The organism is Streptomyces sp. NPDC002779, from assembly GCF_042888685.1.
In the GTDB taxonomy this organism is placed as follows: domain Bacteria; phylum Actinomycetota; class Actinomycetes; order Streptomycetales; family Streptomycetaceae; genus Streptomyces.
This window is the reverse complement of sequence record NZ_JBIAQC010000002.1, coordinates 489,005-514,885: the sequence shown is the minus strand read 5'-3', so window position 1 is coordinate 514,885 and position 25,881 is coordinate 489,005. Positions and strand designations below refer to the sequence as shown.

Genomic DNA, 25,881 nt, shown 5'->3' with positions numbered 1-25,881 from the left:
GCGCCTGCCGAGGTCTGCCCGGCTACGCCGTGACGATGTTCACCAGCTTCGGCGCCCGCACGATCACCTTCCGGATCCCGGCGCCGTCCAGCGCCGCCACGACCTTGTCGTCGGCCAGCGCCACCTTCTCCAGCTCCTCCTCGGAGATGGACGGCGCGACCTCCAGCCGGGCCTTGACCTTGCCCTTGATCTGCACGACACAGGTCACCGTCTCGTCGACGACGTACGCCGGGTCGGCCACCGGGAAGTCCCGGTGCACCACGGAGTCCTCGTGGCCCAGCTTGCGCCACAGCTCCTCGGCGATGTGCGGGGCGAGCGGGGCGACCAGCAGGACCAGCGCCTCGGCGACGGACCGCGGCACCGCGCCGCCCGCCTTGGTCAGGTGGTTGTTCAACTCGGTGACCTTGGCGATCGCGGTGTTGAACCGCATGCCCTCCAGGTCACCGCGCACCCCGTCGATCGCCTTGTGCAGCGCGCGCAGCGTGTCCTCGTCGGGCTCGGCGTCGACGACGGTCACCGCACCGGTCGCCTCGTCGACGACGTTGCGCCACAGCCGCTGCAGCAGCCGGAACTGGCCCACCACCGCGCGCGTGTCCCACGGCCGCGAGACGTCCAGCGGGCCCATCGCCATCTCGTACAGGCGCAGGGTGTCGGCGCCGTACTCGGCGCAGATCTCGTCCGGGGTGACCGCGTTCTTCAGGGACTTGCCCATCTTGCCCAGCAGCCGGGAGACCTGCTCGCCCTGGTAGTAGTAGGAGCCGTCGCGCTCCTCCACCTCGGCGGCCGGTACGGCGATCCCGCGCGCGTCCCGGTAGACGTAGGCCTGGATCATGCCCTGGTTGAACAGCTTGTGGAACGGCTCCGCCGAGGAGACGTGCCCCAGGTCGAACAGGACCTTGGACCAGAAGCGCGCGTACAGCAGGTGCAGCACCGCGTGCTCGGCGCCGCCGACGTACAGGTCGACACCGCCGTGCGGCTGTCCCTCGCGCGGGCCCATCCAGTACCGCTCGATCTCCGGGCCGACCAGCTGCTCGGAGTTGTGCGGGTCCAGGTACCGCAGCTCGTACCAGCAGGAACCGGCCCAGTTGGGCATGGTGTTGGTCTCGCGGCGGTACGTGCGCGGACCTCGGCCGTCGCCCAGGTCCAGCGTGACGTTGACCCAGTCCTCGTTGCGCGACAGGGGCGTCTCGGGCTGGGTGTCGGCGTCGTCCGGGTCGAAGGTGCGCGGGGAGTAGTCCTCGACCTCCGGCAGCTCCAGCGGCAGCATCGACTCGGGCAGGGCGTGCGCGATGCCCTCCTCGTCGTAGACGATCGGGAAGGGCTCGCCCCAGTAGCGCTGGCGGCTGAACAGCCAGTCGCGCAGCCGGAAGTTGACGGTGCCCTCGCCGGCGCCGGTGCGCTCCAGCCACTCGGTGATGCGCGCCTTGGCCTCGACGACGCCCAGGCCGTCCAGGGAGACGTCCGCTCCGGTGGAGTTGACGATCTTCGCGTCGTGCGAGACGAAGGCCGCGTCCCAGGCGGCGGGGTCCGTGCCGCGGCCGTCGGTCGGCTCGACCACGCAGCGGATCGGCAGTTCGAAGGCGCGCGCGAACTCGAAGTCACGGCTGTCGTGCCCCGGTACGGCCATGATCGCGCCGGTGCCGTAGCCCATCAGCACGTAGTCGGCGATGAAGACCGGCACCTGCTCGCCGTTGACCGGGTTGGTGGCGTACGCGCCGATGAAGACGCCGGTCTTGTCCTTGGCCTCGGCCTGGCGCTCGACGTCGGACTTCGAGGCGGCCTGCGCGCGGTAGGCGGCGACGGCCTCGGCCGGGGTGGCGTGGCCGCCGGTCCACACGCCGTGCGTGCCCTCGGGCCAGGCGGTCGGCGTGAACTTCTCGACCAGCGGGTGCTCGGGCGCCAGCACCATGTAGGTCGCGCCGAACAGGGTGTCGGGACGCGTGGTGAAGACGGTGATGCGCTCACCGTCGATCGGGAAGTCGACGCGGGCGCCCTCCGAGCGGCCGATCCAGTTGCGCTGCTGGAGCTTGATGGCCTCGGGCCAGTCCAGCTCCTCCAGGTCGTCCAGCAGCCGGTCGGCGTAGGCGGTGATGCGCATGTTCCACTGGCGCAGCTTGGCCTTGAAGACGGGGAAGTTGCCGCGCTCGGAGCGACCGTCGGCGGTGACCTCCTCGTTGGCCAGCACGGTGCCCAGGCCGGGACACCAGTTGACCGGCGCGTCGGAGGCGTAGGCCAGGCGGTACTCGCCCAGCAGGTCGGCGCGCTCGCCGGCGCTCAGCCCGGCCCAGGAGCGCCCGCCGGGCACCGCGCGCTCACCGCTGTCGAACTGGGCGACCAGCTCCGCGATCGGGCGGGCCCGGCGCGCCTCCTCGTCGTACCAGGAGTTGAAGATCTGCAGGAAGATCCACTGGGTCCACTTGTAGTAGTCCGGGTCGATCGTGGCGAACGACCGGCGCTTGTCGTGGCCCAGGCCCAGCCGGCGCAGCTGGACCTTCATGTTCTCGATGTTGGCCTCGGTGGACACGCGCGGGTGCGTGCCGGTCTGCACGGCGTACTGCTCGGCGGGCAGGCCGAAGGCGTCGAAGCCCAGGGTGTGCAGGACGTTGTGGCCGGTCATCCGCTGGAACCGGGCGAAGACATCGGTGGCGATGTAGCCCAGGGGGTGGCCGACGTGCAGGCCCGCACCGGAGGGGTACGGGAACATGTCCATGATGAACTTCTTGGGCTTGGCGACCAGCGCGGGGTCCCCGGCCAGGTCACCGCTCGGGTTCGGCGCCGCGTAGGTGCCCTCGGCGTCCCAGAAGTCCTGCCAGCGTGCCTCGATCTCCGCGGCCATGGCGGCCGTGTAGCGGTGCGGCGCGGCCGCCTCAGCAGCGGCAGCGGGGTTCGTCTCGCTCATGATCCTCAAAGCTCCATCGATCGTCTCTGCCAGCGCTGTGACATTCCTGGAAACGAAAAATCCCCTCGCACAGGAGGGGACGCCGCGCCGATGCCGGCCACTCGATCCGACGGTGGCCGGGGCTGATCAGCGCGGCTCGCTAAGCAGAAGGCGTACGGCACGCATGGCGTCAGGGTACCGCAGGCGTCGAGCGGGTCGCGACGGGCTTCCGGGAGGCCGCCGGACACTCCGGAGCCGCTTGTGAAGATTCGGAAAAATTGAACAAGGTTCAATTATTACCCGGCGTAAGGGCCCCTAGCAGGACAACACCGGCCCCGCACCCCTCATTCATAACAACGCAATAACTCAAATGGCGTACTGCCCTGTGGGGAGCCACTTAGAGTGCGGCAGCGGGACCGCTTTACCGAACCGCTCGGAGTTGCCCCCATGAACCCTCGACGTAGTACCACCTCGCTTCCCCAGCCCGGCCGTTCGGCCTACGGGGCGGCGACGGCTGTCGTTCTGCTGCTCATACCCGTGGTCGTGCTGGTCGGAGGTGACAGATTCCGCGAGTTCCTGAACTTCGGCGCGGGCGTGCTGTCCCTCGTCTCGCTGAGCTGCTCAGTGATCTGGGGCCTGGTGGCCCAGGACCGGATCTTCCTGAACACCCGCCAGCGGATCATCGGCCAGGCCGTGCACCGCACGACGGCGGTCGCCGCGATCGCCTTCCTGCTGCTGCACATCACGACCGAGCTCGCGCTCGACCACACCGAGCTGATCGCCGCCGTGATCCCCTTCTCGCTCGGCTTCACCGGTCCCGAGGGCCTGGTCGGGCTCGGCTCCCTGGCCGGGCTGCTGATGATCTTCGTAGGCATCACCGGCGCCCTGCGCGGCGCCTTCGCCTCCCCCGCCCCCGTCGCCGCCCGCTGGCGGGCCATGCACATGCTGGCCTACCCGGCCTGGTGCGCGGCCCTGGTGCACGGCCTGTACGCGGGCCGCGCGGCCAAGCCGGTCTTCGTCTTCCTGTACTGCCTGTGCCTGGTCGGCGTCGGCGCCGCACTGGCGCTGCGCGCGGCGCCCCGCCCGGTCAAGCGCCGGGTCGCCGACAAGATCGCCGAGATCCTGGGGACCACCGCGGAGCGCTCGGCGCGCGAGGACCTGGACGCGAGCCGGGCCCGGGCCGCCGAGTCCGCCGCGCTCCCCGGCTACGAGCCCCGGCGGACCGCGCCCTCCGTCCCCGAACCGGCGAACGGTTTCGCGGCCGCCTATCGCGCCGTGAACACACCCCCGCACCCCCAGCAGTCCTTCACCGCCGACCCGACGGCGCGGATGGACCTCTCGATGGACATGCCGCTGCACACGCCGATGCACGTGCCGCTGGACCTGCAGCCCACCGAGGCGCTGCCGCGCATGGACAGCGGCTCCAGCACCTCCGGAAGCTGGCCGATCCCCTCGCCCCCGCCCGTCGGCGAGGCGCCCCCGTCGTCCTACGACCCCCTCAATGACACCGGATACAACATCCCGACCTATGGCAATCCGGGCGTCGGCGGGTACGGCGGAAGTGATGTGTACGACACCACTGAGTCGAACACCCTCTACGGCACGTACAACCCCAACGACACGTACAACAGCGGTCCCGCCAATGAACCACCCTCCGGTGAGTCCTTCGACGCACCGGGTCCGGGCGAACCTTGGAACATGCCTTCCGGAGGCTATAGGTGAACGAGGCCCTGCCCGACGTACCAGAAGTCCGCGTGGTCGGTCTTCCCCAGCTCACGTCGGGCTTCGACCTTGTCGAACGACTCGATCTGCCCATGCACCTCAAGGTGCACGGGCCGCTCGAACCGATGGGCGGCGAGCAGCTCGCGCAGCTCGCCGAACGCATCAATCTGAAGGGCCGCGGCGGCGCGGGCTTCCCCTTCCACAAGAAGCTGCGCTCGGTCGCCGAAGCGGCGATCAAGCGCGGCGTCAGGCCGGTCGTCGTCGTCAACGGCAGCGAGGACGAACCGGCCTGCCGCAAGGACACGGTGCTCATCAACCGTGCCCCGCATCTCATCCTGGACGGCGCGCTGCTGGCCGCCGAGGCGCTGGGTGCCCGCACGCTCGTGGTGGGCGTCACCCGTGAGTCGACCCAGCGCTCCATGGAGGCCGCGCTCGCCGAACGCGGCCTCAGCAACGGCCGCCGGTCCGCGCTCCGCGCCCGCGTGCAGCGCAATCCGGTACGGATGGTCACCGGAGCGGCGGCGTCGCTGGTCCGGTCCATCGACGGCGGCCCGGCGATCCCGCCCGGCCGCAAGATCAGCGCCTCCCAGAGCGGCGTCGGCGGCGCACCCACCCTGCTGTCGAACGCCGAGACCTTCGCCCAACTCGCCATCGCCGCCCGCATCGGCCCGGAGCGCTACGGCAACACCGGCCTGTACGACGAGCCCGGCACCGTCATGCTGACGGTGTCCGGCGCGGTCGCCCGCCCGATGGTGATCGAGGTCCCCACGGGCGTCCCGCTGCGCTACGTCCTGCAGCTCGCAGGCGCCCCGCCGGTGCCGCAGGGAGTGCTGACCGGCGGCTACCACGGCAAGTGGATCGACGCGGCGACGGTCAACGAGGCGATCGTCTCGCGCAACTCCCTGGACGCGGTGGGCGGTTCGCTCGGCGCGGGCGCGATCCTGCCGATCACCCAGAACACCTGCCCGCTGGGCGAGTCGCTGCGGGTGGCGCAGTGGCTGGCCGAGGAGAGCGCGGGCCAGTGCGGCCCCTGCTATCTCGGCCTGCCGGCCGCGGCGCGCGGCCTGGAGGACATCCTCAACGGCGGTGGGCCCGCCGCCCTCGAAGCGCTCAAGCAGGTCGCGAGGAACGTGAAGCGGCGCGGCGCGTGTTCGCACCCGGACGGCTCGGCGATGTTCCTGGAGTCGACCATCAAGGCGTTCACCGACGACCTCGCCGCCCATGTCCTCGGCAACGGCTGCGGACGGCCCGTGGAGGGCGTGCTGCCGCTCTTCGCGGAGGGCAGGGCCCCGACGGGCATCCCCGGCGGCGGGTCAGACACCAACGGCCCCAGCCGCCAGAAGATCTACGTCGACTGGACGCTGTGCCGCGGGCACGGCCTGTGCGCGGACATCCTCCCCGAGGTCTTCGAACTCGGCGCCGACGGCTTCCCCACCGTCGCCCAGGCCCAAGTGCCGCGCTACGCCGAGGCGAAGGCGCTGCGCGCGGTCCGCCGCTGCCCCGCGCTCGCCCTGCGCCTGGAGGACCAGACGGAGCGCGCCCCCACCCGCAACAACCTCCCGGTCCTCTCCCAGGGCCGCGCCCGCCGCGCCCTGGGCCGCTGAACACCCCACCGACCGGGCCGTCCAGAGATCTGGGCGGCCCCCGGCCGTGCCCCGCGCACACAAAAAAGATCCCGCCGGATCATCACGATCCGGCGGGATCTCACTGTGGAGCTAAGGAGAATTGAACTCCTGACCTCCTGCATGCCATGCAGGCGCTCTACCAACTGAGCTATAGCCCCGTGTTCTGGTCCGCCCGGTTTCCCTGGCGGCGACGCCAACATTACCGGTCGACCCGGTGCACCACCAAATCGTTTCCGTTCCGGGCCGGTACGGCCGCTAATGTCGGCTTCCGTGACCGTGCTCGCGCTCTCCGCAGTCCACCGCCGGACACCGGTCGCCCTGGGAACCTGCGTCCTCTCCTTCGCGGCGTTCTGGCTGGCCCAGCGCACCGCGGATGTCTCGATGATCGATCTGATGGTCTACCGGGCCGAGGGCGCGACGGTACGCGAGGGAGGCGATCTCTACGCGCTGCGGGCGACGGCGGCCCGACTGCCCACCACCTACCCGCCGTTCGCCGCGCTGATGTTCACCCCGCTGACCCTCCTCGACGTAACGAGCATGCGCACCCTGGGCACGGCCGGGAACCTCGCCCTCCTGGTGGCGTTCGTACGGCTGTCCCTGCGCCTCGTGGGCCACGCGCGCGGGGGCGGCACCTGGTGGATCGCCGCGGTCGCCGTGTGGTGCGAGCCGGTGTGGACGACCCTGCGCTACGGCCAGATCAACCTGCTGCTCGCGGTCCTGGTGCTGTGGGACCTGACCCGCCGCCCCGGCGACCGCTGGGCCGGCGTCGGCATCGGCCTCGCCGCCGCGGTCAAGCTCACTCCCGCGCTGTTCGCGGTGTTCCTGCTCGCCACCGGCGTGGCCGCGCACGTCAGAGGCGGCTGCGGCGGCCCCTGGCTGCGGCACGCGCGCGGGGCGGCCGTCGCGTTCACCTCGGTCACGCTCGTGACGGCCGCCGTCCTGCCCCGGGACTCCTGGCGGTTCTGGACCCGCATGGTGTTCGAGGCGGGCCGGGTCGGCCACCCCGAGGAGACCGCCAACCAGGCGCTGCGCGGTGTCCTGGCGCGCCTGCTGCACACCCCGGAGCCCGGCGCCGCCTGGGCCGTGGCGGCGGCCCTGGTGGCCGCGGGAGGGCTCGCCGTGGCGGTGACGGCGGAACTGCGCGGGGAGCACGCCTGGGCGGTCACGACGTGCGCGGTGACCGCCCTGCTGATCAGCCCCGTGTCCTGGTCCCACCACTGGGTGTGGTGCGTGCCGCTCGTGATGCTCCTCGGCACGCGCGCGTACCGCGCCGCCACCGCGGCCGGGCTGCTCGTCTTCGGCTCGTACTCCCTGTGGTGGGTGCCGCACGGCAGGGGGCGCCCCGAACTCCATCAGGACACCGGGGAGTTGATCATGTCCGCGCCGTACGGGGCCGCCGGCTGTCTGTTCCTCGTGCTCGCCGGGGTCACGGTGCGCGACCCCGGCCGGCGTCAGGCCGTGACGAAGGAGTAGAAACGCTTGAGCGTGCAGTGCTCCTCGAGAAGACGGCCGTAGATCGGCTCACCCTCGAGTTCGCGGTACGTCTCGATCGGGTCGCCTTTTATGATCAGCGCCCGCGCGCACTCCTCGCACCAGTACTGATAGTCCGGATTGACCGGTTCCATGTCGCGGACGATCGGCGTTCCGCTGCCGCACCAGTCACACTTTCGCCTGTGTGCACCCATCGATCAGCTCCAGCTGTGGCCGCAGGCCGTGCACACGTAGGAAATCCCGCCGTTGTCACCGAGCACCTGGGCGACATGGACGGAACCGCAGGAAGGGCAGCTGAGGCGGGTGACCGTGTCCCGTGTCCAGCGTGCGTCGAAGGGGCGACCGCCCTCTTCGAGGATGCTCGCAGGCATCACTGCTCCCTCCCGTCGGGCCGCGCCCCCTTCCGGCCGTTTGATTCTGCCACGGCCGGGCCAATACGGTCAGCGACGCCTCAGTACCAGTCGGGACACAGGGCGCCTCCACAGAGGTATACGCCTGGTCGGTCCCAAGTGACTCAAGCCCGTTCGGGATCAGTGTGCACGAAAAATCCCACCCCCCGGAGGGGATGGGATCCTGATCGTCGAAGTCGATCTGTGGAGCTAAGGAGAATTGAACTCCTGACCTCCTGCATGCCATGCAGGCGCTCTACCAACTGAGCTATAGCCCCTCGCGTTCTCCCTGCTCGGGCCGGGCGAACAAGAAGAACTTTAGCCTGCGACCTGCCGGAAAGTGAAATCCGGGTCAGTCGTCGTCGCCGAGCACCGGCTCCGGCAGCGTGCCGGCGTTGTGCTCCAGCAGCCGCCAGCCGCGGGCGCCCTCGCCGAGGACGGACCAGCAGCAGTTGGAGAGGCCGCCGAGGCTTTCCCAGTGCCGCGCCTCCAGGCCGAGCAGCCGGCCGATGGTGGTGCGGATCGTGCCGCCGTGGCTGACCACCACGAGGGTGCCGTCGTCGGGCAGCTTCTCGGCGTGCCGCAGCACCACCGGGGCGGCCCGGTCGGCGACCTCGCTCTCCAGTTCGCCACCGCCGCGGCGGACCGGCTCCCCGCGCTTCCACGCGGCGTACTCCTCGCCGTGCCGGGCGATGATCTCGTCGTGCGTGAGTCCCTGCCAGACGCCCGCGTACGTCTCGCGCAGGCCCTCCTCGTGGGTCACGTCCAGGCCGGTGAGCGCGGCCAGCTCGGCGGCCGTGTGCGCGGCGCGCTGGAGGTCGGAGGCGACGATCGCGTCGGGCTTGAGCGAGGCGAGCAGCCGGGCGGCCCGGCGGGCCTGGCCGATGCCCTCCTCGGTGAGGGCGACGTCGGTGGTGCCCTGGAAGCGGCGCTCCACGTTCCACGAGGTCTGTCCGTGCCGCAACAGGATGACGCGGCGGCCCCGCCTGGCGTCGGCGGAGGCGCTCACCCGAGCCCTCCCAGCTCGGCGGCGTCCTCCTCCGCCCGGAGCTTGGCGTGCTCCTCGGCCTTGCCGCGGGTGGCCTTGGCGTCCTCGGGCAGCGCCAGCTCGGGGCAGTCCTTCCACAGCCGCTCCAGGGCGTAGAAGACCCGCTCCTCGCTGTGCTGGACGTGGACGACGATGTCGACGTAGTCGAGCAGGACCCAGCGGGCCTCGCGGTCGCCCTCGCGGCGGACCGGCTTGGCGCCGAGCTCCTTGTTCAGCCGCTCCTCGATCTCGTCGACGATCGACTTGACCTGGCGGTCGTTGGGCGCGGAGGCCAGCAGGAAGGCGTCGGTGATCGACAGCACGTCGCTGACGTCGTAGGCGATGATGTCGTGCGCGAGCTTGTCGGCGGCAGCCTGGGCGGCCGTGTGGATGAGCTCGATGGAACGGTCAGTGGCGGTCACTACAAGGCTTTCGGTCGGCGGTCGATAGGACTCAAGGGTCTCACGACCGCCGACGGCGCCCCACGTGATTGTTCGCGCACCGGGCCCACCGGCCTACGCCGACGACGGCTCGTAGTCCTGGCCCAGGATCACGGAGACGCTCGCGTTCGAGGTGACCTTGCCCTTGGCCACCGCGCCGGCGGGCAGGCCCAGGGTCTTGGCGACCTCAGTGGCGTTCTCCTTGTCGGCGGCGTCCGTGTAGAGGACCTTCGAGGCGCTCTGGGCGGCGGAGGCGGTGCCGCCCTCCAGGAAGGTGAAGCCGCCGTTGAGCAGGACCACGCGGGCCTTCTCCGTGTTGTCCTTCACACCGGTGGCGTTCTGCACGGAGACGCGGACGGCCGCGCCCTGGTCGGGGCTCTTCGCGGTGCCGCCGAGGACGTCCTTGACCACGCTCGCGCTGGTCTCGGCGCTCAGGGTCCCGTCGTCCTGCACCGGCAGCAGCGCGGTCCGGTAGTCGCCGCCCTTGGCGAGGTCGGCGAGTTCGGCGAGGAAGGTGCCGAGGTCCTTGTCCGTCATGGACGGGTCGAGGATCTGCTGGAGCGTCTGCACGGTGACCGTGGCGGCCTGCGCGTCCGAGGACAGCTTGCGCAGCACCCCCTGCATGACCTGCCCGAACCGCTCCAGCTGGGCGTTCTGCTGCTCGCCGGGGCCGCGGTAGGTGGCGTAGGCGACGGCCATCTTGCCGCTGAGGGTCTGGGCCTCGCCCTTGTTCACCAGCGGGGCGGCGCCCTTGGACTTGGCGGCCGGGTCGGGCACGTCGGTGTTGGTGTCGATGTCGATGTTGCCGACGAGGTCGACGAGGTTCTGGAGGTAGGGGGTGTCCAGCCGCCAGGTGCCCTGGATCTCGGTGCCGAGGACCGTGTCGAGCGCCTCCCGGGTGCCGGTGGAGCCGTCGTCCTCGACCGACTTGGCCAGCGTGCTGGTGGTGCCGTCATCGCCGGTCAGGGCGAGGGAGTTGGGCAGCAGGACGGTGGTGCCCTGCCGGGTCGTGGTGTTGTCGACGAGCAGGGCCGTCGCGGTGTCGCCGCTCTTGGTGTCGTGCAGATGCACCACGACCACATCGCGGTTCTGGGCGCCGCCGGCGGTCGCAGTGCCGGTCTTGTCGCCGGAGGAGGAGAGCCCGGGCAGCTTCCCGGCGTACCAGAGGTAGCCCACGCCGCCGGCCGCGCACAGCGCCAGGACGACGACCAGCGCGACGATCCGGCTGCGGGCCCGGCGCCGGGCCTCCTCGCGGCGCTCGGTGCGGTTCTCGGTGAACTTCAGCCAGTCGATGACGTCCTCGGGGTCCCCCTCGGGGTCCTCGACGAAGGCGAACTGCTCGGTGCGGTGGTCCCGCTGGTCCCGCGCGGGCTCGTCCGGCTCCGCCACGGGCCCGGCCTGCTGCGGGATGTAGGCGGTCTGCTCGGCGACCCGGGGCTGCTGCCCACTGGCCGCGGCCTGGCCGTAGGGGTCGTAGGGCGCGGCCTGCCCGTAGGGGTCGTACGACTGCACCGGCTGCTGCTGGCCGGTCGCGTACGGGTCGTAGCCGTAATCCTGCTGAGCGTAGGGGTCGTACGGCTGCTGAAGGGGCTGCTGCGACTGCTGGACCTGCTGGTAGACAGGCCGCCCGTACTCGTCGTAGCCGACGATCTCGTACTGCTGGTCGGCCCCGTACCCCGCGGACCCCGCGTCGTATCGGTCGTTCACCGGTGCCCCTCTCGGCTCACTCGCCGCGGTACAGCTCGCGCTTGTCGATGTAGCGCACGACTCCGTCCGGCACCAGATACCAGACCGGGTCGCCCTTGGCGACTCTCGCACGGCAGTCTGTGGAGGAGATGGCGAGGGCGGGAACCTCGACGAGCGAGACACCGCCCTCCGGGAGCCCGGGGTCGGCCAGGTGGTGGCCGGGCCGGGTGACCCCGATGAAGTGCGCGAGGGAGAACAGCTCTTCCGTGTCCCGCCAGGTCAGGATCTGGCCGAGGGCGTCGGCGCCGGTGATGAAGAAGAGGTCGGTGTCCGGGTTGAGCGCCTTGAGGTCGCGCAGCGTGTCCGTGGTGTAGGTCGGGCCGCCGCGGTCGATGTCGATCCGGCTCACCGAGAACTGCGGGTTCTCGGCGGTCGCGATGACCGTCATCAGGTAGCGGTCCTCGGCCGGGGAGACGGTGCGGTGGCTCTTCTGCCACGGCTGCCCGGTCGGCACGAACACCACCTCGTCCAGGTGGAACTGCGCGGCGACCTCACTGGCCGCCACCAGGTGCCCGTGGTGGATCGGGTCGAACGTTCCGCCCATGACGCCGAGACGGCGCTTGCCGGGGCTCGCCGGGCCGCTGTCCGGGCCGGTAGGCATGTCCTGCTCTCCCATGCGTGCAGACCCTACCGGCCCGGCTCGCGGGCCACGGCCGCCAGACCCCCGGGGCCGGGCTTCAGCGGTCGCGGTTGAAGCGGGTGGTGATCCACAGCAGCAGCATCAGGATGACGAACGCGGCGCCGCCCGTCACCAGGGGGTCGAGGCTCTCGTGGTTGCCGCCGTGCTCTCCGCCCTCGGCAGCGAGGGTGACCAACTGGGCAGCGGTGCTGGGGAAGCTCATCTTCGGCAGGACCTTCGGGTGTGGGCGGGATAAAGATGTCGGCCCATCGTAAGCGGGCGGCTCCGCGCCGCTCACGCCGACTCCGCCGTTGGGGCACGCCCCGACAGGGGCGCTCCCGCGGGGAGGCAACTTATCCGGCGGCCCACTCGTCCTTCGACTTGTACCCCGGCAACGGGACCCACGCGGTGAGGTCGCGCGGCTCCTTGAGCTCCACTGCCCGTCCACGGCAACTCCGCCTAGGCTTGGAGCCCGCTCCGGGGGCCCGAAGGGGCCGCACACGGCCACACAGACGCACATGGGGGACCACATGTCCGACGACGGCCACCAGCACGACGGGCACGAGCACGTGCCGAGCAGGCAGCGCAGGCGCTTCCCCGGGATCTCCTCGCGTGCGTACGAGCACCCGGCCGACCGCAGTGCCCTGGTGGCGCTGCGCAAGCTCAGCGGCTTCGACACGGTCTTCAAGGCGCTGAGCGGGCTGCTGCCCGAGCGGAGCCTGCGGCTGCTGTTCCTGTCCGACTCGGTGCGGGTCTCGGACCAGCAGTTCGCGCACCTCAACGACATGCTGCGGGACGCCTGTTACATCCTGGACCTGGAGAAGGTCCCGCCGATGTACGTCACCCAGGACCCGCAGCCGAACGCCATGTGCATCGGTCTGGACGAGCCGATCATCGTGGTCACGACCGGGCTCGTCGAGCTGCTCGACGAGGAGGAGATGCGGGCGGTCGTCGGGCACGAGGTGGGGCACGCGCTGTCCGGGCACTCCGTGTACCGGACGATCCTGCTGTTCCTGACCAACCTCGCCATCCGGGTCGCCTGGATCCCGCTGGGCACGGTGGCGATCATGGCGATCGTGACCGGGCTGCGCGAGTGGTTCCGCAAGTCGGAGCTGTCCGCGGACCGGGCGGGGCTGCTGGTCGGGCAGGACCTGACGGCCTCCATGCGCGGCCTGATGAAGATCGCGGGCGGCAACCACCTGCACGAGATGAACGTGGACGCGTTCCTGAAGCAGGCCGAGGAGTACGAGGCGGGCGGCGACCTGCGCGACTCGGTGCTGAAGATCCTGAACGTGCTGCCCCGCTCCCACCCCTTCACCACGGTCCGGGCGGCCGAGCTGAAGCGGTGGGCCGAGTCCCGGGACTACCAGCGGATCATGGACGGCCACTATCCGCGCCGCTCGGAGGACAAGGACAGCTCGGTGTCGGACGCCTGGCGCGAGTCGGCGACGCACTACGCCACGCAGGTGAAGTCCTCCAAGGACCCGCTGATGAAGCTGGTCACGGACATCGCGGGCGGGGCGGGCGACCTCGGCGGCCGGGTGCGCCGGGGCTTCGGCGGCTTCGCGGGCTCCGCGCCGCAGGACCGGCCGCCCACGGACACGCCTCCGCCGCCGCGGGACGGCGAGTAGGCCGGCGGGCCGCGCACAGCAACGGCCGGCCGCTCACACCTTCGGCTGGGCGCTCGTCGCGAGCGAGCCGCACAGCGCCGTCGCGTTCCCCGTGGCGTAGGGGTCGGTGCCGGCCGGGCCGCCCGCCTTGGCGGTCTGGCCGGCCAGCAGCGGGCGCAGCCGGTCGGCCGAGTCGTCGGCGCAGGACAGCGGGCCCGCCTGGACGTAGGAGACGATCAGCTGGGTCTGGCGCATGCGCAGGTCGTCGCGGTCGAAGCGGAAGTGCAGCTCGCGCCGGACGGTGAACAGGGACGCCTCGGCCTCCGGGGCGCCGGCCGGCCGCAGCGCGTACACGAAGGTGTGGTCGGCGGTGACCTCGAGGGTGGACGCGTCGCTCTCGGCGGCCGTGAGCGTGCCCTGGACCCGGATCTTGCGGTCGGCGAGTTCCACGCTGTTCGGGTCGAAGCGCACCATCCAGCCGGTCGGGGCGTGCCGGCCGTCCGCGGCGGGGTGGTCGAAGCTCTGGTCGAACTGGTCGAGCTGGTCCGGGTCGAGGAGTACCCGCACCGGCCGGACCTGTTCGCCGACGACGACCTCGGGGTAGAGCGCGGAGCGGACGATGTAGTCCTTGGCGATGGTGAGCGCGTTCACGACCTGGCCGTCCGAGAAGTGCGCGGTGGGCCGGGAGGCGGGCAGCGGGACGCCCTCGGCGCCGATCCGGTACTGGGCGGCGGGGCTGTGCGCGTACAGCGACTCGGTGTCGGTGGAGCCGGGCACCTCGCCCTGCGGGGCGAGCGGGATCACGGTCATCCGCAGCGGCTCGACGGGCCCCGGCTGCGCCGCGTCCTGGTAAGGGTGCCGTACCCCCATGTAGATCGCGGTGCCGAAGGCGACGGCGACCAGCAGGACCAGGATCAGCGCCTGCCGGGACAGACCTCGGCGCATGGGCGGCAGGCGGCGTACGGCGGGGGCGTGATCGTCGATGCGCTCCTGGGCGGAGAGCTCCTGGAGCCGGGCAGCGCGGACGAACGACTCGTCGAAGACGACGGATCGGTACTCCTCCTCGCCCCCTGCGGGTCCGCCCTCGGGTGTCCCCTCAGGGGGGTCTCCAGGCCCTCCCATATCTTCAGCGTAGGCCTCCGGAAGCTCGGGTAAACGCCCCGCTCTACGCCAACTTCTGACAGGTTCTCACCAAAAACGGCGGGATTTCGCCGGGGTCCGTTCAGGGGGTGCGCGGCTCGGCCGAGATGGCCGGCTGGGAATGGTCGGCGGAGGCGGAGGGTGCCACCGCGCCGCCCTGCTCCGGTCCCGTGGAGGCCGGCGGCGGGACCCGGTCCCGGTTGTTCGAGGACGCGCCCCGGTACACCGCCGTGAAGGCCAGCGCGACCATGCCGATGCCCATCAGGAGGGCGAGCATCCAGGCGACGGGACGGTGCCAGCGGACCTGCTTGCCGTAGGTGCCCGGGGCGCCGTAGGGGCCGTCGAGGACGTCGGTGTCGTCCAGGTCGTCGTAGTCGGGATCATGGCCGAAACGGCCCCGGCGGTCGGCGCCGTATCCGTCGTAGCGCTCGCCCCGGCCGTGGGCCCGGCGGGCCTCCGCCTCGGAGGCCTCCGCTCTGGCCTGGGCGGCGGCCAGCAGGCGCTCGACGGCGGTCGGCTCGTGCGCCCTGGCCGCCTGGACGAATGCCTCGTCGAAGACCACGGAGGCGAACTCTTCGTCCGACACCCCGCGGTCGTGGTCGTCGTCGGGCTCCCAGCCGTCCGGAAACGGCGTACCCCCCACGTCCTCCGGCACGGCTCCAGAGTAGACCTGGGGGGTCGATTTGGGCAGAGAGTACGGAAATTCATCCGCCCAGTGAGACGGCAGGGGGCGCGTGCCCCCCGCATATGCGCCCCGGTGGTTCAGCGGCGCACGTGGCCGTCGCCGGTGACGATGTACTTGGTGCTGGTCAGCTCGGGCAGGCCCATCGGGCCGCGGGCGTGCAGCTTCTGGGTGGAGATGCCGATCTCCGCGCCGAAGCCGAACTGGCTGCCGTCGGTGAAGCGGGTCGAGGCGTTGACCGCGACGGTGGTGGAGTCGACCAGCTGGGTGAAGCGGCGGGCGGCCTGCTGCGAGGTCGTCACGATCGCCTCGGTGTGGCCGGAGGTCCACAGCCGGATGTGCTCGACGGCCTTGTCGAGGGAGTCCACGACGGCGGCGGCGATGTCGTAGGAGAGGTACTCCGTCTCCCAGTCCTCCGGGGTGGCCTCCACCACGGTCGCCCGGGAGTCCTTGGCGTACGCCATCACCCGCTCGTCGGCGTGCACGGTGACCCCGGCCTCCGCGAGGGCCTCCAGCGCCCGGGGCAGGAACTCGGGGGCGATGTCCTGGTGGACCAGGAGGGTCTCGGCGGCGTTGCAGACGCTGACCCGGTGGGCCTTGGAGTTGATCAGGACGGCGACGGCCGTGTCGAGGTCGGCGTTCGCGTCGACGTACACATGGCAGTTGCCGGTGCCGGTCTCGATGACCGGGACCGTGGACTCGTTGACGACCGTCCGGATCAGCGAGGCGCCGCCGCGCGGGATGAGGACGTCGACCAGGCCCCGGGCGCGCATCAGCTCCCGCACGCTCTCCCGGCTCTGGCCCGGCACGAGCTGGACCGCGTCGGCGGGCAGTCCGGCACCGCCGACGGCGTCCCGGATCACCCGGACGAGGGCGGTGTTGGACTCGTAGGCGGAGGCGGAGCCGCGCAGCAGGACGGCGTTGCCGGACTTCAGGCACAGGGCGGCGGCGTCCACCGTCACGTTCGGGCGGGCTTCGTAGATGATGCCGACGACGCCGAGCGGGACGCGGACCTGGCGCAGGTCGATGCCGTTGGGCAGGGTCGAGCCGCGCACCACCTCGCCGACCGGGTCGGGCAGCGCGACGACGTCCCGCACGTCGGAGGCGATGGCGCGCACCCGCTCCGGGGTGAGCGTCAGCCGGTCGACGATCGCCTCGCTGGTGCCGGCCTCGCGGGCGGCGGCGACGTCCTTGGCGTTGGCGTCGACGATCTCGCTCGTACGGACCTCCAGCGCGTCCGCGATGGCGAGCAGCGCGTCGTCCTTGACGGACCGCGGCAGCGGCGCGAGGTCGGCGGCGGCTGCCTTGGCGCGGTAGGCGGCCTGGGTGACCGGGGTCATCGAGTCGTACGGCGAGAGCGTGGTCATGAGGGAAGCGTAGTGCGCGGGACGGGCCGGTTCACGGGATGTCCCACACCGCGAGACAAGCCGTCCGAAGCTCACGCAAAAGGGGTTCTCCAGGGGCGCTCGACGCGGCGGTGTCAGTAGGGGTGCACACCCACCGGGGAGGCGGGCGGCGGGCCGTATCCCTCGGCGATGCGCTGGTGGTAGGTCTCCCGGTCGATGACCTCCAGGCCGACGATCTCCCAGGGCGGCAGGCCGGCGCTCTGCCGGTGCTCGCCCCACAGGCGCAGCGCCACGGCGGCCGCGTCGTGCAGGTCGCGGGCCTCTTCCCAGTACCGGATCTCGGCGTGGTCGTGGGCGTAGCGGCTGGTCAGCAGGAAGGGGTGGTCGTGGGCGAGCTGTTCGAGGGCGCGCCGCACCTCCTTCAGCGGGGCTTCCTCGCCGGAGACGCTGAGGGTGACGTGCCACAGCCGGGGCAGGTCCGCCGGCTTCGTTCCCCCGGCCAGCTCGCCGGTCGCGACGCTGGTCAGGGCGCGCTCCTCACCGACCGCCCGGGAGGAGGAACCGCCGATTCCACCGCCGGACGCCGCCGCCCCAGGGCGCACTCGTCTCACGACGGCCTCCTTCGTCCCACGGTCGAGCAGTGCTCGCACGGAATGTCCCTGAGACAAAGTTGAGCAGTCCGCAAGCAGTTCTGTGGCACTTTTGCGGAACGTCCACCTGAGGGCGACACCTTTGCCGGGGCGTTCACCCCGTTTTCGGACGGAGGCCGGGTCAGGGCTCCAGCAGGACGAGATCGTCCCGGTGGACGACCTCGCGTTCGTAGGCCGGGCCGAGTTCGCGGGCCAGCTCGCGCGTGGAGCGTCCGATGAGCTGGGGGATCTCCTTGGCGTCGAAGCTGACGAGGCCGCGGGCCACCGCCCGCCCGGTGCTGTCGCGCAGCTCGACCGGGTCGCCCGCGCTGAACTCGCCCTCCACGGCGGCGATCCCGGCCGGCAGCAGCGACTTGCGGCGGTCCACGACCGCCCGCACCGCGCCGTCGTCCAGGGTCAGCGAGCCCTGCGGGGTGGAGGCGTGCTGGAGCCACAGCAGCCGGTCGGCGGACCGCTTGCCGGTGGCGTGGAAGTAGGTGCCGGTGTCCCCGCCGGACAGCGCCTCGGCCGCGTGGACGGCGCTGGTGAGCACCACGGGGATGCCCGCGGCGGCGGCGATCCGGGCGGCCTCGACCTTGGTGACCATGCCGCCGGTGCCGACGCCGGCTTTGCCGGTGCTGCCGATCTCCACGTCCGCGAGGTCCTGGGGTCCGCGCACCTGCGCGATCCGGGAGGTGCCGGGCTTGCTGGGGTCGCCGTCGTACACGCCGTCCACGTCCGACAGCAGGACCAGCAGGTCGGCGCGGACCAGGTGGGCGACGAGGGCGGCGAGCCGGTCGTTGTCGCCGAAGCGGATCTCGTCGGTGGCGACGGTGTCGTTCTCGTTGACGACCGGCAGGGCGCCCATCGCCAGGAGCTCGTCGAGGGTGCGGGAGGCGTTGCGGTGGTGGGCGCGGCGGCTCATGTCGTCGGAGGTGAGCAGCACCTGGCCGACGCGGACGCCGTAGCGGGCGAAGGAGGCGGTGTAGCGGGCGACGAGCAGGCCCTGGCCGACGCTGGCGGCGGCCTGCTGGCGGGCGAGGTCCCGGGGGCGGCGGCGCAGTCCGAGCGGGGCGAGACCGGCCGCGATGGCGCCGGAGGAAACGAGAACAATCTCACGTTCTCCCCCGCTGCGGATCTTGGCGAGGACGTCCACGAGGGCGTCCACCCGGTCCGCGTCGAGCCCTCCGGAGGCGGTGGTCAAGGACGAGGAACCCACCTTGACGACGATCCTGCGGGCCTCGCCGACGGCCTGCCTTACGCCTGTCACCTGGTGTTCCGTCCCCTCGCGCGTCGACTGTCCCGCAATCTACGCGAACGGCGCCGCCCGCCGCTCGCCGGTCCACTGCCCGGACAGCGGGCCGGTAACCGCACGCTCACTCCTCGCGCATGACCGAAAAGTTGTACTGGATGCTTATAGAAATGAACGGCCGATCAAACTTACTCTGACGTTTGTGTCATCGAATGTTCCTCCCTCACGGCGCATCCTCCTCAGATCGGGGAAGAGCCCCTTCGACGTCGTCCCCGTGGAAGAAGCCCTCCACCGCGACGTCATCGCCACCAACTCCGGCAACCTGATCTTCAGCGACGCCACCCACAAGATCCTGGAAGTCCCGGGCACCGAGGTCGTGTCCAACGGCATCCGGACGAATGTGCAGGCCGCGGGGAGGATCAACGAGAAGTACGACGCCTTCGTCGTGCCGCTCGCCAACGCGTTCCGGCCCTCCTTCGAGCCGCAGCTGACCCGGCTGACCCAGCTGATCACCCGGCTGAAGATCCCCGTGGTCGTGGTGGGCGTCGGCGCGCAGACCGGGCTGTCCTACGACCCGGCGCGGCTGAAGCCCATGGAGCCGGCCGTGCGCGCGTTCGTCTCCGCGGTGCTCGACAAGAGCGCCTCGATCGGGGTGCGCGGCGAGTTCACCGAGAAGTACCTCAAGGACATGGGCTTCAAGGACGTCGAGGTCATCGGCTGCCCGTCGATGTTCATGCACGGCAAGGACCTCACCGTCGCCAAGCGGGCCCCCGAGCTCACCCCCGAGTCCCGGGTCGCCGTCAACGGCTCGCACAGCGCGGTCCGCACCCAGGGCATGGACCGGATCATCATGCGGGCGCACGAGCGCTACCCGCACCTGCGTTACATAGGCCAGAACCTCAGCGACGCCCTCCAGCTGCACTGGCGGGACGTCTCCGGCCCCAACGGCAAGATCACCGAGATGCCGACGCACCCGGACCACCCGATGTACCGGGAGGACAAGGCCCGCGTCTACATCGACCCGATCACCTGGATCGACGATCTGCGCGAGTTCGACTACTCCTTCGGCTCCCGCATCCACGGCAACATCGCGGCGCTGCTGGCCGGCACCCCCGCGACCGTGCTGTGCAGCGACTCCCGCACGCTGGAGCTGTGCCGCTACTTCGACATCCCGCACCAGCGGATCGACGAGGTCGGCAAGGGCGAGGACGTCGACCCGGCGAAGCTGTACGCGCAGGCGGACTTCGGCCCGCTGGTCAGCGGCCACCACGAGCGCTTCGAGCGGTTCACCGGCTTCCTGGACCGCAACGGCCTGAAGAACACCTTCACGCACGGCGACGGCGGAGCCGCGTTCGAGCAGCGCATGCGCTCGCTGTCCTTCCCGGCCGGCATCCGCCCGTGGAACGACGCCGATCCCATCGCCATGGCGGCCCGGTTCGGCTTCCTGCAGAACCGGATCAGCAAGCTGAGCGCGGACAACGCCAAGCTCAAGCAGGAGCTGGCGCGTTCCGGCTCCAAGGCGGTCGTGGCCCCGTCCTCCGTGTACCGGCGGGCGCGCCGCGTGGTCGGCAGGGCGCTCCACTCGGGCCGCCAGTAGCACAAGGGCTCACTCCAAGGCGTTTCGGACACCTGCGTGTCGTCCGGAGGCAGGCGCGCGTTAACCCAAACGCACGTCCTGCGCCGACCTTGGAGTGACCGCAGTGCCCCTGTCCTTCCCCCGCCCGCCCCGCCTCCGGATCCCGGTGCGGGCGCTGGTGGCGGCCCTTCTGGCGGGCGCGTTCTGCGTCCAGGCCGTGGCCGCCCTGCGCCCGCACGTCCCGTTGCTGATCGCCGCGACCGTGCTCTCCCTGGCCGTGGAGGGCGTCCTGTACCGCTGGCAGCGCGGGATGCTGTCGGTGTTCGCCAAGTCGCACCTGGACATCACCGTGCGCCATGTGCTGCGGGACCTGTTGCTGGTGGTGGGCCTGCTGCTGCTCGGCGGCCAGGACCGGGAGTCGGGGTACGCCCCGCTCGTGGCCGGTCTGCTCGCCTTCTACGCCCTGCACTGCGTGATCCAGGCGGTCTCGGTCCTGGTCCGGCGCACCCGCACGCTGCCGGTGGTGACCCGGAACATCGACGCCTCCGCGCTGCGCCTGTCCCCCGCCCCACCGGTCCTGCTGCGCCGCCCCGGCCCCCGGCTGCTGGCCTTCGGCCTGCCTGCGACCGCCGGTCTGCTCGCCACGGCCGCCACCGCCGACCGCCACTGGGCCGCCCTCGGTATCGCGCTCTCCCTCGGCCTCGCGGTGCTGGGCCTGTGCGACCTGCTGCTGCGGCTGCTGCCGAGCCGCCGCCCTGCGAACGAACAGCAGACACTGGACTGGCTGGACGCCTGGCTGGCCGAGTACCGCCCCACGGTCGGCCTGTACTTCTCCGGCGGCCCCTCCTCGGCGTACCAGGCGAACATGTGGCTGGAGCCGCTCGCCAAGCTGGAGGGCCGGCCGCTGATCGTGCTGCGCGAGCGGTTCATGGTCCAGAAGCTGGCGGCGACCGACGTCCCGGTCGTCTGCCTGCCGAAGGTGTCCACGCTGATGCGCCTGGAGCAGTCCACGCTGCAGGTCCTCATCCACCCGTCGAACTCCGGCAAGACCTCCCAGGTGGTGCGCATCCCCACCATCAAGCACACCTTCGTCAACCACGGGGAGAGCGACAAGCTGTCCTCCTGCAACCCGTACGCGAAGGCCTACGACGAGGTGTGGGTCGCCGGACCCGCGGCCCGCGAGCGGTACGCGCTCGCCGAGGTCGGCGTCGAGGACAAGGACGTCGTGGAGATCGGCCGCCCCCAGCTGGACGCCGTACGGCCCTGCGCGGGCCCGCCGGCCGGGACGTACACGACCGTCCTGTACGCGCCGACCTGGGAGGGCTGGGACGGCAACCCCGGGAACACCTCGGTGATCGAGGCCGGGGAGAACATCGTCCGGGCGCTGCTGGCGGATCCGCGGGTGCGGCTGCTGTACAAGCCGCACCCGCTGACCGGTTCGGTCGATCCGCGGGCCGGGGCGGCCGATCTGCGGATCCGGGAGCTGGTGCGGGCGGCGAACCGCGAGCGCTCGGGGGAACGGCCCGCCGAGGACGGCGAACTCGCCCGTCTCACAGCGGAGTTGGACCGGCTCACCCGCTGCGTCGCCCGGTCCGGTGCCGATCAGCTGGAGCGGATGGGGAGCCAGTCGGCACCGGAGGAGGGGCGCGCGGAGGCGGTGGCCCGGGTCACCGAGGCGTGGGACGCGGCCTACTGGGCGGCACTGCCGGAGTGGGAGCACCAGGTCGTCACGGAGGCCCGGCCCGCGCTGTACTCCTGCTTCAACCAGGCGGACCTGCTGATCAGCGACGTGTCCAGCGTGATCAGCGACTTCCTGGCCAGCGAGAAGCCGTACGCGGTGGCCAACACCAGCGGGCTCTCGGCGGACGGGTTCCGCAAGGCGTTCCCGACCGTGCGGGCGGCGACCGTGCTGACGCCGGACGCGTCCGGGGTGCCGGAGCTGCTGTCCGCGGTGCGGGACCCCGGGAAGGACGAACTGGCCGGGGCGCGGGCCGAGTTGAAGCGGCATCTGCTGGGGCCCGCCGAGCCGGCCGCGCAGGAGCGGTTCAACACGGCTGTACAGGAGCTGTGTGCGGCCGCTCGGGAGCACCGGGTGCGGATGGCCGAGCGGCTGGCGGCGGAGCTCCCCGGGCCCCGGCGGCGGGAGGTGCCCGCGCCTCAGTGACCGGCGGTCGCGGTCCGGCCGCCCGAGCGGAGCGTCCGGCGCAGCTTGCGCAGGACGCGGCGCAGGAAGAGCCCGGGTCCGCCCTCGCGGTAGCCGGGGTGGGCGCGGGCCTCCCGGGGCTCGGCGAGATAGACCGCGTCGGGGATGCCGGCCTCGGGGTCGCGGAAGTACGGGTAGGCGAGGTACAGGCGGCGGCCCCGCTGCTCCAGGAGGGCCGCCGGCTGCTGTCCGGCCTTGGTGAACCGCAGGACCTCCAGCAGGCGTTCGGTCTCCTGCCGGGCCACCAGACGCAGCCGCAGCCGTTCGTCGACCTTGAGGCGCCGGGCGGTGTCCTCGTTCCAGTACGCGGCCATCAGCGGCGCGGCCAGCTCCAGCTTGTGCCGCCGGATCTTCGCGCTGTCCTTGAGGAACCTCGGGCCGAACTGCGGCAGCAGGGTCACCAGGAAGGGCCGGACCAGGAGCGCGTCGCGGCGCGGGCCGGGCGGGACCATGTCGGCGATCAGCTGCATCAGGGCGCGCGCGGAGTCGAAGCGCAGGGTGTAACTCCCGCCCTTGGTCACATGCTTGCCGTCCGCGCGGCCCACCAGGTAGTAGCAGGTGTAGTCGGCGAGCACGGAGACGCCGTCGGCCCGCAGATAGGCCTCCATGGTGAACAGCGCGTCCTCGCCGGTCCACAGGGACTCGTCGAAGCGCATGCCGTGCCGGGTGAGCAGTTCCCGGCGGAACAGCTTCTGCGCGCTCAGCGTGAACTTGATGTTGGAGGACCAGACGTCGGTGCGCTCCAGCGTGCTGCCCCACATCGACTGCGGGGGCTTGCGGTTGACGCCCTCGACCCGGCCGAGGACGACGTCGGTGCCGTTGCGGTCGGCCATGGCGACCATCCGCTCCAGGGCCTCGGGGCCGAGCCGGTCGTCGGCGTCGAGGAAGAAGACGTAGCGTCCGGTGGCCTTGCCGAGGCCGACGTTGCGCGGGGCGCTGGGACCGCCGGAGTTGGCCTGCCGGATCACCGTGACCGGCATGGGGGCGCGGTCCGCGAACTCCTCCAGGCAGGCGCCCGTGCCGTCGGACGAGCCGTCGTCCACCGCGATGACCTCGACGCGTGCCGGGTCGATGGTCTGCGCCTCGACGGACGCCAGGCACTCGACCAGGTACGGCATCGCCTCGTACGCCCCGATGACGACGCTCACATCAGGCTGCGTCACGGTCACCTGTTTCCCCTCAGTCAACGGAAGGTTTTCTCCCGTTTCTCCTTTTCGCTACCTAGTAGACGGTTCAAGTCGAGAAGCGGTTGCTCCGCGGCGAACGTTTCGTGACTCAGGTCACAGTACGTACCAGGTGTCAAAAGCGTTCGGCCCCCGAGGAGTTGAACTCCTCGGGGGCCGAAGGGGGTCTCGGTGAACCGGCGGTCAGCCCGCCAGTTCCGCCTCCTCGGTCGCCGCGATCCGGGCCGCCTGGCCGAGGTTGCGGGTCTCGGCCTTCAGGGCGAGGTTCGCGACGGCGGTGTTGAACTGGTCGAGGGAGGTCGGCTCGTCCGGGCCGAGCAGATACCGCTTCAGCTCGCCGCGGTCCTCGGCCAGCGGGTCGGCGGACGGGTCGCGGACCGCGTCCAGCAGACCGCCGAGCTCGGCGGCGCTGTTGGAGAGGATCACGGCGGCCCGCACCGCGGTGTTCTGCCGCTTGAACTCCTCCTCGCCCAGCTCCCCGGAGTCCGTCACCGCGTACGGCTTGCCGCTGGCGATGAAGTCGGAGACCACGCTGGAGATGTCGGAGACCATCGCGTCGGAGACGTTGAAGCAGTCGTACAGCCGCGGCTCGGCGCCCGTGATCACCCGGTGCTCATGGCTGCCGAAGGAGCGCCAGTACGCGTCGTTCCATTGCGCGCGCAGCCGGGCGACCTCCTCGTGCCGGGCCACGTCCACCAGGCTGTCCCGGGTGGCCTCGGCCTCGTCGCCGCGCTCCTTGCCGTTGCCGGCCAGCTCGGCGAGCCGGGCCTCGATCCGGGCCAGTTCGGCCTTGGCGGCGCTCTGGGCCGCGGTGTCGGCGGCGAAGCGGGCGTCGGCGGCGCGCTCGGCGCCGGCCTTCTCCACCAGGGCGGTGATCCGCTGGTGGGCGGCCTTGGCCTCGGCGCTGACCGTACCGGTGAACGGGTGCGGCTTGTACAGGACGCGGACCGGCGGATCGGCCTTGACCAGGCTCTTCACGATGTTCTCGCCGGCCAGCACGATCGAGGTGTTGCCGGGGTTGCCGTCCCAGCCCTCCCAGGTGGGGGCGTACAGCACGGTCGGCATCCGACCTTCGGGCACGCCCTGCCAGGTCTGGATGGGCGCCAGCTGCGGGCGGCCGACCTCGACGATGTCGTCGTCGCGGACGCCGACGTCCGCTATGGCGTACCGGTCGCGGCCCGCGCGGCCCGCGGTCCACACCTCGTCGTAGACCTTGCTGAACGGGTTGACGCTGGCCAGCTTGTCGCTGTCGCCGTGGCCGATGAAGACGTGCTTCATGGTGGGCACGCGCAGCAGGTGGATGTTCTTGCCGACGTTCGCCGCGTACAGCGCGACCCGCACCGTGCTCAGGTCCAGGTTCATCAGGTGCACCCCTCCGGGCACGCAGATGACCGGGACCGTGGTCGGCGCCAGGTTCGCCAGGATGACCCGCTCGCGCAGGATGATCAGCGGCCGGGTGTCCAGCTGCTCCATCGTCTCCAGCCACATGTTGACCTGGTACGCGGACTCCTTGGAGCCGGAGAAGTACAGCACCGTCTCGGGCCGGTACTCGGCCAGCCAGGCGTCCATGGCGGCCAGTACGGCGTCCGCGTTCGGCGGGATCTTGCTGCCGCGGACGTACGGCACGAGCGCGAGGACGTAGAGGCAGCCGAGGAACACGGTGACGCCGATGCCGATGAACCCGGCCATGGCCTCGTCCAGGAACGCCGAGACCAGCACGCCGGCCATGGCGGCGAGGTCGAGGTGGAGCATCTTCTCGGCGGAGCGGTTCAGCAGACCGCGCGGCGGGGCGTCCGGGATGCGGATGCGGGAGGCCAGGTCGATGTTGCGGGTGGCGACCGGCATCCGGCGGCGATTGCGGATCAGGGTCACCAGGGCGCCGTGCGGGGCCTGCAGGCCGTAGAAGGCGATGAAGCCCGCGACCGCGGCGTAGAAGACCAGGTTGTCCGAGAGGTCGACCCGGGCCAGCAGCAGGATCAGCAGCAGCTGTCGGATCAGGAAGCGGATCGACAGGCCGGCGCGCACCTTGCTCAGGCGGTTGACCAGGTAGCTGCCCTTGCGGTGCAGATAGTGGTCCGCCAGGTACGTCACGGCCGCCGCAACCGTGAAGGCGGGAACGCTCGGGACGAGCGCGGCCACCATGAGGCAGGGGAAGCCCAGCATCACGAGGACCGCCGCGGCCAGCTCGGCCGCGCTGCCCACCCGGGCGACGCGTATAGCGGTGGAGATCACGGATAAACCTGCTCTGGGAGGGGTTGCCGGTCTGGAGGGCCAAGGACTCAGGCCCCTGTGAATTCTTCGTGAATGAAGAAACGCAGAGGC

21 protein-coding genes and 2 tRNA genes are annotated in these 25,881 nt (G+C 71.2%); 6 read left to right on the top strand and 17 right to left on the bottom strand.

Annotation, left to right across the window (positions count from 1 at the left end):
* Positions 1-22 precede the first annotated feature (22 nt).
* A complete protein-coding gene (gene leuS, locus ACFYW5_RS07935; protein ID WP_389416072.1) occupies positions 23-2,899 on the bottom strand; it encodes a leucine--tRNA ligase in 2,877 nt (958 codons plus the stop codon).
* Positions 2,900-3,325: 426 nt separating this feature from the next.
* On the opposite strand from leuS, the gene ACFYW5_RS07930 reads away from it, so the two are divergent.
* Together ACFYW5_RS07930 and ACFYW5_RS07925 are read left to right on the top strand one after the other, a co-directional pair.
* Complete coding sequence (locus ACFYW5_RS07930; protein WP_389416071.1) at positions 3,326-4,600, top strand: cytochrome b/b6 domain-containing protein; 1,275 nt, start codon at positions 3,326-3,328, stop codon at positions 4,598-4,600.
* Entirely contained in the window at positions 4,597-6,204 is a 1,608-nt protein-coding gene (locus ACFYW5_RS07925; protein WP_389416070.1) for an NADH-ubiquinone oxidoreductase-F iron-sulfur binding region domain-containing protein, read from the top strand. Before ACFYW5_RS07930 ends, ACFYW5_RS07925 begins: the two co-directional genes overlap by 4 nt.
* A 106-nt stretch (positions 6,205-6,310) precedes the next feature.
* On the opposite strand, the gene ACFYW5_RS07920 is transcribed toward ACFYW5_RS07925, so the two are convergent.
* Positions 6,311-6,383, bottom strand: a tRNA-Ala gene (locus ACFYW5_RS07920).
* A gap of 100 nt (positions 6,384-6,483) precedes the next feature.
* Between ACFYW5_RS07920 and ACFYW5_RS07915 the strand changes: the two genes are divergently transcribed.
* The gene (locus ACFYW5_RS07915) at positions 6,484-7,698 is read left to right on the top strand and encodes a glycosyltransferase 87 family protein (protein WP_389416069.1); all 1,215 of its coding nucleotides are present in this window, start codon (positions 6,484-6,486) and stop codon (positions 7,696-7,698) included.
* On the opposite strand, the gene ACFYW5_RS07910 is transcribed toward ACFYW5_RS07915, so the two are convergent.
* The 8 genes from ACFYW5_RS07910 to ACFYW5_RS07875 all read right to left on the bottom strand — a co-directional run bounded on the left by ACFYW5_RS07910 (position 7,677) and on the right by ACFYW5_RS07875 (position 12,160).
* Positions 7,677-7,910: a hypothetical protein gene (locus ACFYW5_RS07910; RefSeq protein ID WP_003976229.1), complete on the bottom strand. Its 234-nt coding sequence runs from the start codon at positions 7,908-7,910 to the stop codon at positions 7,677-7,679. The two genes, ACFYW5_RS07915 and ACFYW5_RS07910, sit on opposite strands and share 22 nt — an antisense overlap.
* A gap of 3 nt (positions 7,911-7,913) precedes the next feature.
* Entirely contained in the window at positions 7,914-8,087 is a 174-nt protein-coding gene (locus tag ACFYW5_RS07905) for a hypothetical protein (protein ID WP_389416068.1), read from the bottom strand.
* Positions 8,088-8,310: 223 nt separating this feature from the next.
* Positions 8,311-8,383 (bottom strand) — tRNA-Ala (locus ACFYW5_RS07900).
* A gap of 74 nt (positions 8,384-8,457) precedes the next feature.
* On the bottom strand, positions 8,458-9,114 hold the full coding sequence (locus ACFYW5_RS07895; RefSeq protein WP_389416067.1) for a histidine phosphatase family protein: 657 nt from the start codon (positions 9,112-9,114) through the stop codon (positions 8,458-8,460).
* Positions 9,111-9,554 (bottom strand): ribosome silencing factor, encoded by a 444-nt coding sequence (gene rsfS, locus ACFYW5_RS07890; protein WP_389416066.1) that lies wholly within the window; start codon positions 9,552-9,554, stop codon positions 9,111-9,113. Before rsfS ends, ACFYW5_RS07895 begins: the two co-directional genes overlap by 4 nt.
* Positions 9,555-9,647: 93 nt before the next feature.
* Positions 9,648-11,279: an LCP family protein gene (locus tag ACFYW5_RS07885; protein ID WP_389416065.1), complete on the bottom strand. Its 1,632-nt coding sequence runs from the start codon at positions 11,277-11,279 to the stop codon at positions 9,648-9,650.
* Between the two features lie 16 nt (positions 11,280-11,295).
* A complete protein-coding gene (gene nadD, locus ACFYW5_RS07880; protein ID WP_389416064.1) occupies positions 11,296-11,934 on the bottom strand; it encodes a nicotinate-nucleotide adenylyltransferase in 639 nt (212 codons plus the stop codon).
* A gap of 61 nt (positions 11,935-11,995) precedes the next feature.
* Positions 11,996-12,160 (bottom strand): hypothetical protein, encoded by a 165-nt coding sequence (locus ACFYW5_RS07875; RefSeq protein WP_351983746.1) that lies wholly within the window; start codon positions 12,158-12,160, stop codon positions 11,996-11,998.
* 307 nt (positions 12,161-12,467) lie between these two features.
* Between ACFYW5_RS07875 and ACFYW5_RS07870 the strand changes: the two genes are divergently transcribed.
* Entirely contained in the window at positions 12,468-13,568 is a 1,101-nt protein-coding gene (locus ACFYW5_RS07870) for a M48 family metallopeptidase (RefSeq protein WP_389416063.1), read from the top strand.
* A 33-nt stretch (positions 13,569-13,601) separates the two neighbouring features.
* On the opposite strand, the gene ACFYW5_RS07865 is transcribed toward ACFYW5_RS07870, so the two are convergent.
* The 5 genes from ACFYW5_RS07865 to proB form a co-directional block, all read right to left on the bottom strand.
* Complete coding sequence (locus ACFYW5_RS07865) at positions 13,602-14,669, bottom strand: hypothetical protein (RefSeq protein ID WP_389416062.1); 1,068 nt, start codon at positions 14,667-14,669, stop codon at positions 13,602-13,604.
* 100 nt (positions 14,670-14,769) lie between these two features.
* Positions 14,770-15,378 (bottom strand): hypothetical protein, encoded by a 609-nt coding sequence (locus tag ACFYW5_RS07860; protein WP_389416432.1) that lies wholly within the window; start codon positions 15,376-15,378, stop codon positions 14,770-14,772.
* A gap of 71 nt (positions 15,379-15,449) precedes the next feature.
* Complete coding sequence (locus ACFYW5_RS07855) at positions 15,450-16,736, bottom strand: glutamate-5-semialdehyde dehydrogenase (RefSeq protein ID WP_389416061.1); 1,287 nt, start codon at positions 16,734-16,736, stop codon at positions 15,450-15,452.
* 113 nt (positions 16,737-16,849) lie between these two features.
* Positions 16,850-17,317, bottom strand: a complete 468-nt coding sequence (locus tag ACFYW5_RS07850; RefSeq protein WP_389416431.1) for a hypothetical protein — start codon at positions 17,315-17,317, stop codon at positions 16,850-16,852.
* Between the two features lie 169 nt (positions 17,318-17,486).
* On the bottom strand, positions 17,487-18,614 hold the full coding sequence (gene proB, locus ACFYW5_RS07845) for a glutamate 5-kinase (RefSeq protein WP_389416060.1): 1,128 nt from the start codon (positions 18,612-18,614) through the stop codon (positions 17,487-17,489).
* 184 nt (positions 18,615-18,798) lie between these two features.
* On the opposite strand from proB, the gene ACFYW5_RS07840 reads away from it, so the two are divergent.
* Both ACFYW5_RS07840 and ACFYW5_RS07835 read left to right on the top strand, forming a co-directional pair.
* Positions 18,799-20,193 carry a polysaccharide pyruvyl transferase family protein gene (locus ACFYW5_RS07840; RefSeq protein WP_389416059.1) on the top strand — a complete coding sequence of 465 codons (1,395 nt, stop codon included), beginning with the start codon at positions 18,799-18,801 and terminating at the stop codon, positions 20,191-20,193.
* Between the two features lie 94 nt (positions 20,194-20,287).
* Entirely contained in the window at positions 20,288-22,336 is a 2,049-nt protein-coding gene (locus ACFYW5_RS07835) for a hypothetical protein (protein WP_389416058.1), read from the top strand.
* Here ACFYW5_RS07835 and ACFYW5_RS07830 read toward each other — a convergent pair.
* Positions 22,330-23,544: a glycosyltransferase family 2 protein gene (locus ACFYW5_RS07830; RefSeq protein WP_389416057.1), complete on the bottom strand. Its 1,215-nt coding sequence runs from the start codon at positions 23,542-23,544 to the stop codon at positions 22,330-22,332. The two genes, ACFYW5_RS07835 and ACFYW5_RS07830, sit on opposite strands and share 7 nt — an antisense overlap.
* A gap of 198 nt (positions 23,545-23,742) precedes the next feature.
* Entirely contained in the window at positions 23,743-25,791 is a 2,049-nt protein-coding gene (locus ACFYW5_RS07825) for a hypothetical protein (protein ID WP_389416056.1), read from the bottom strand.
* Positions 25,792-25,881: the final 90 nt, after the last annotated feature.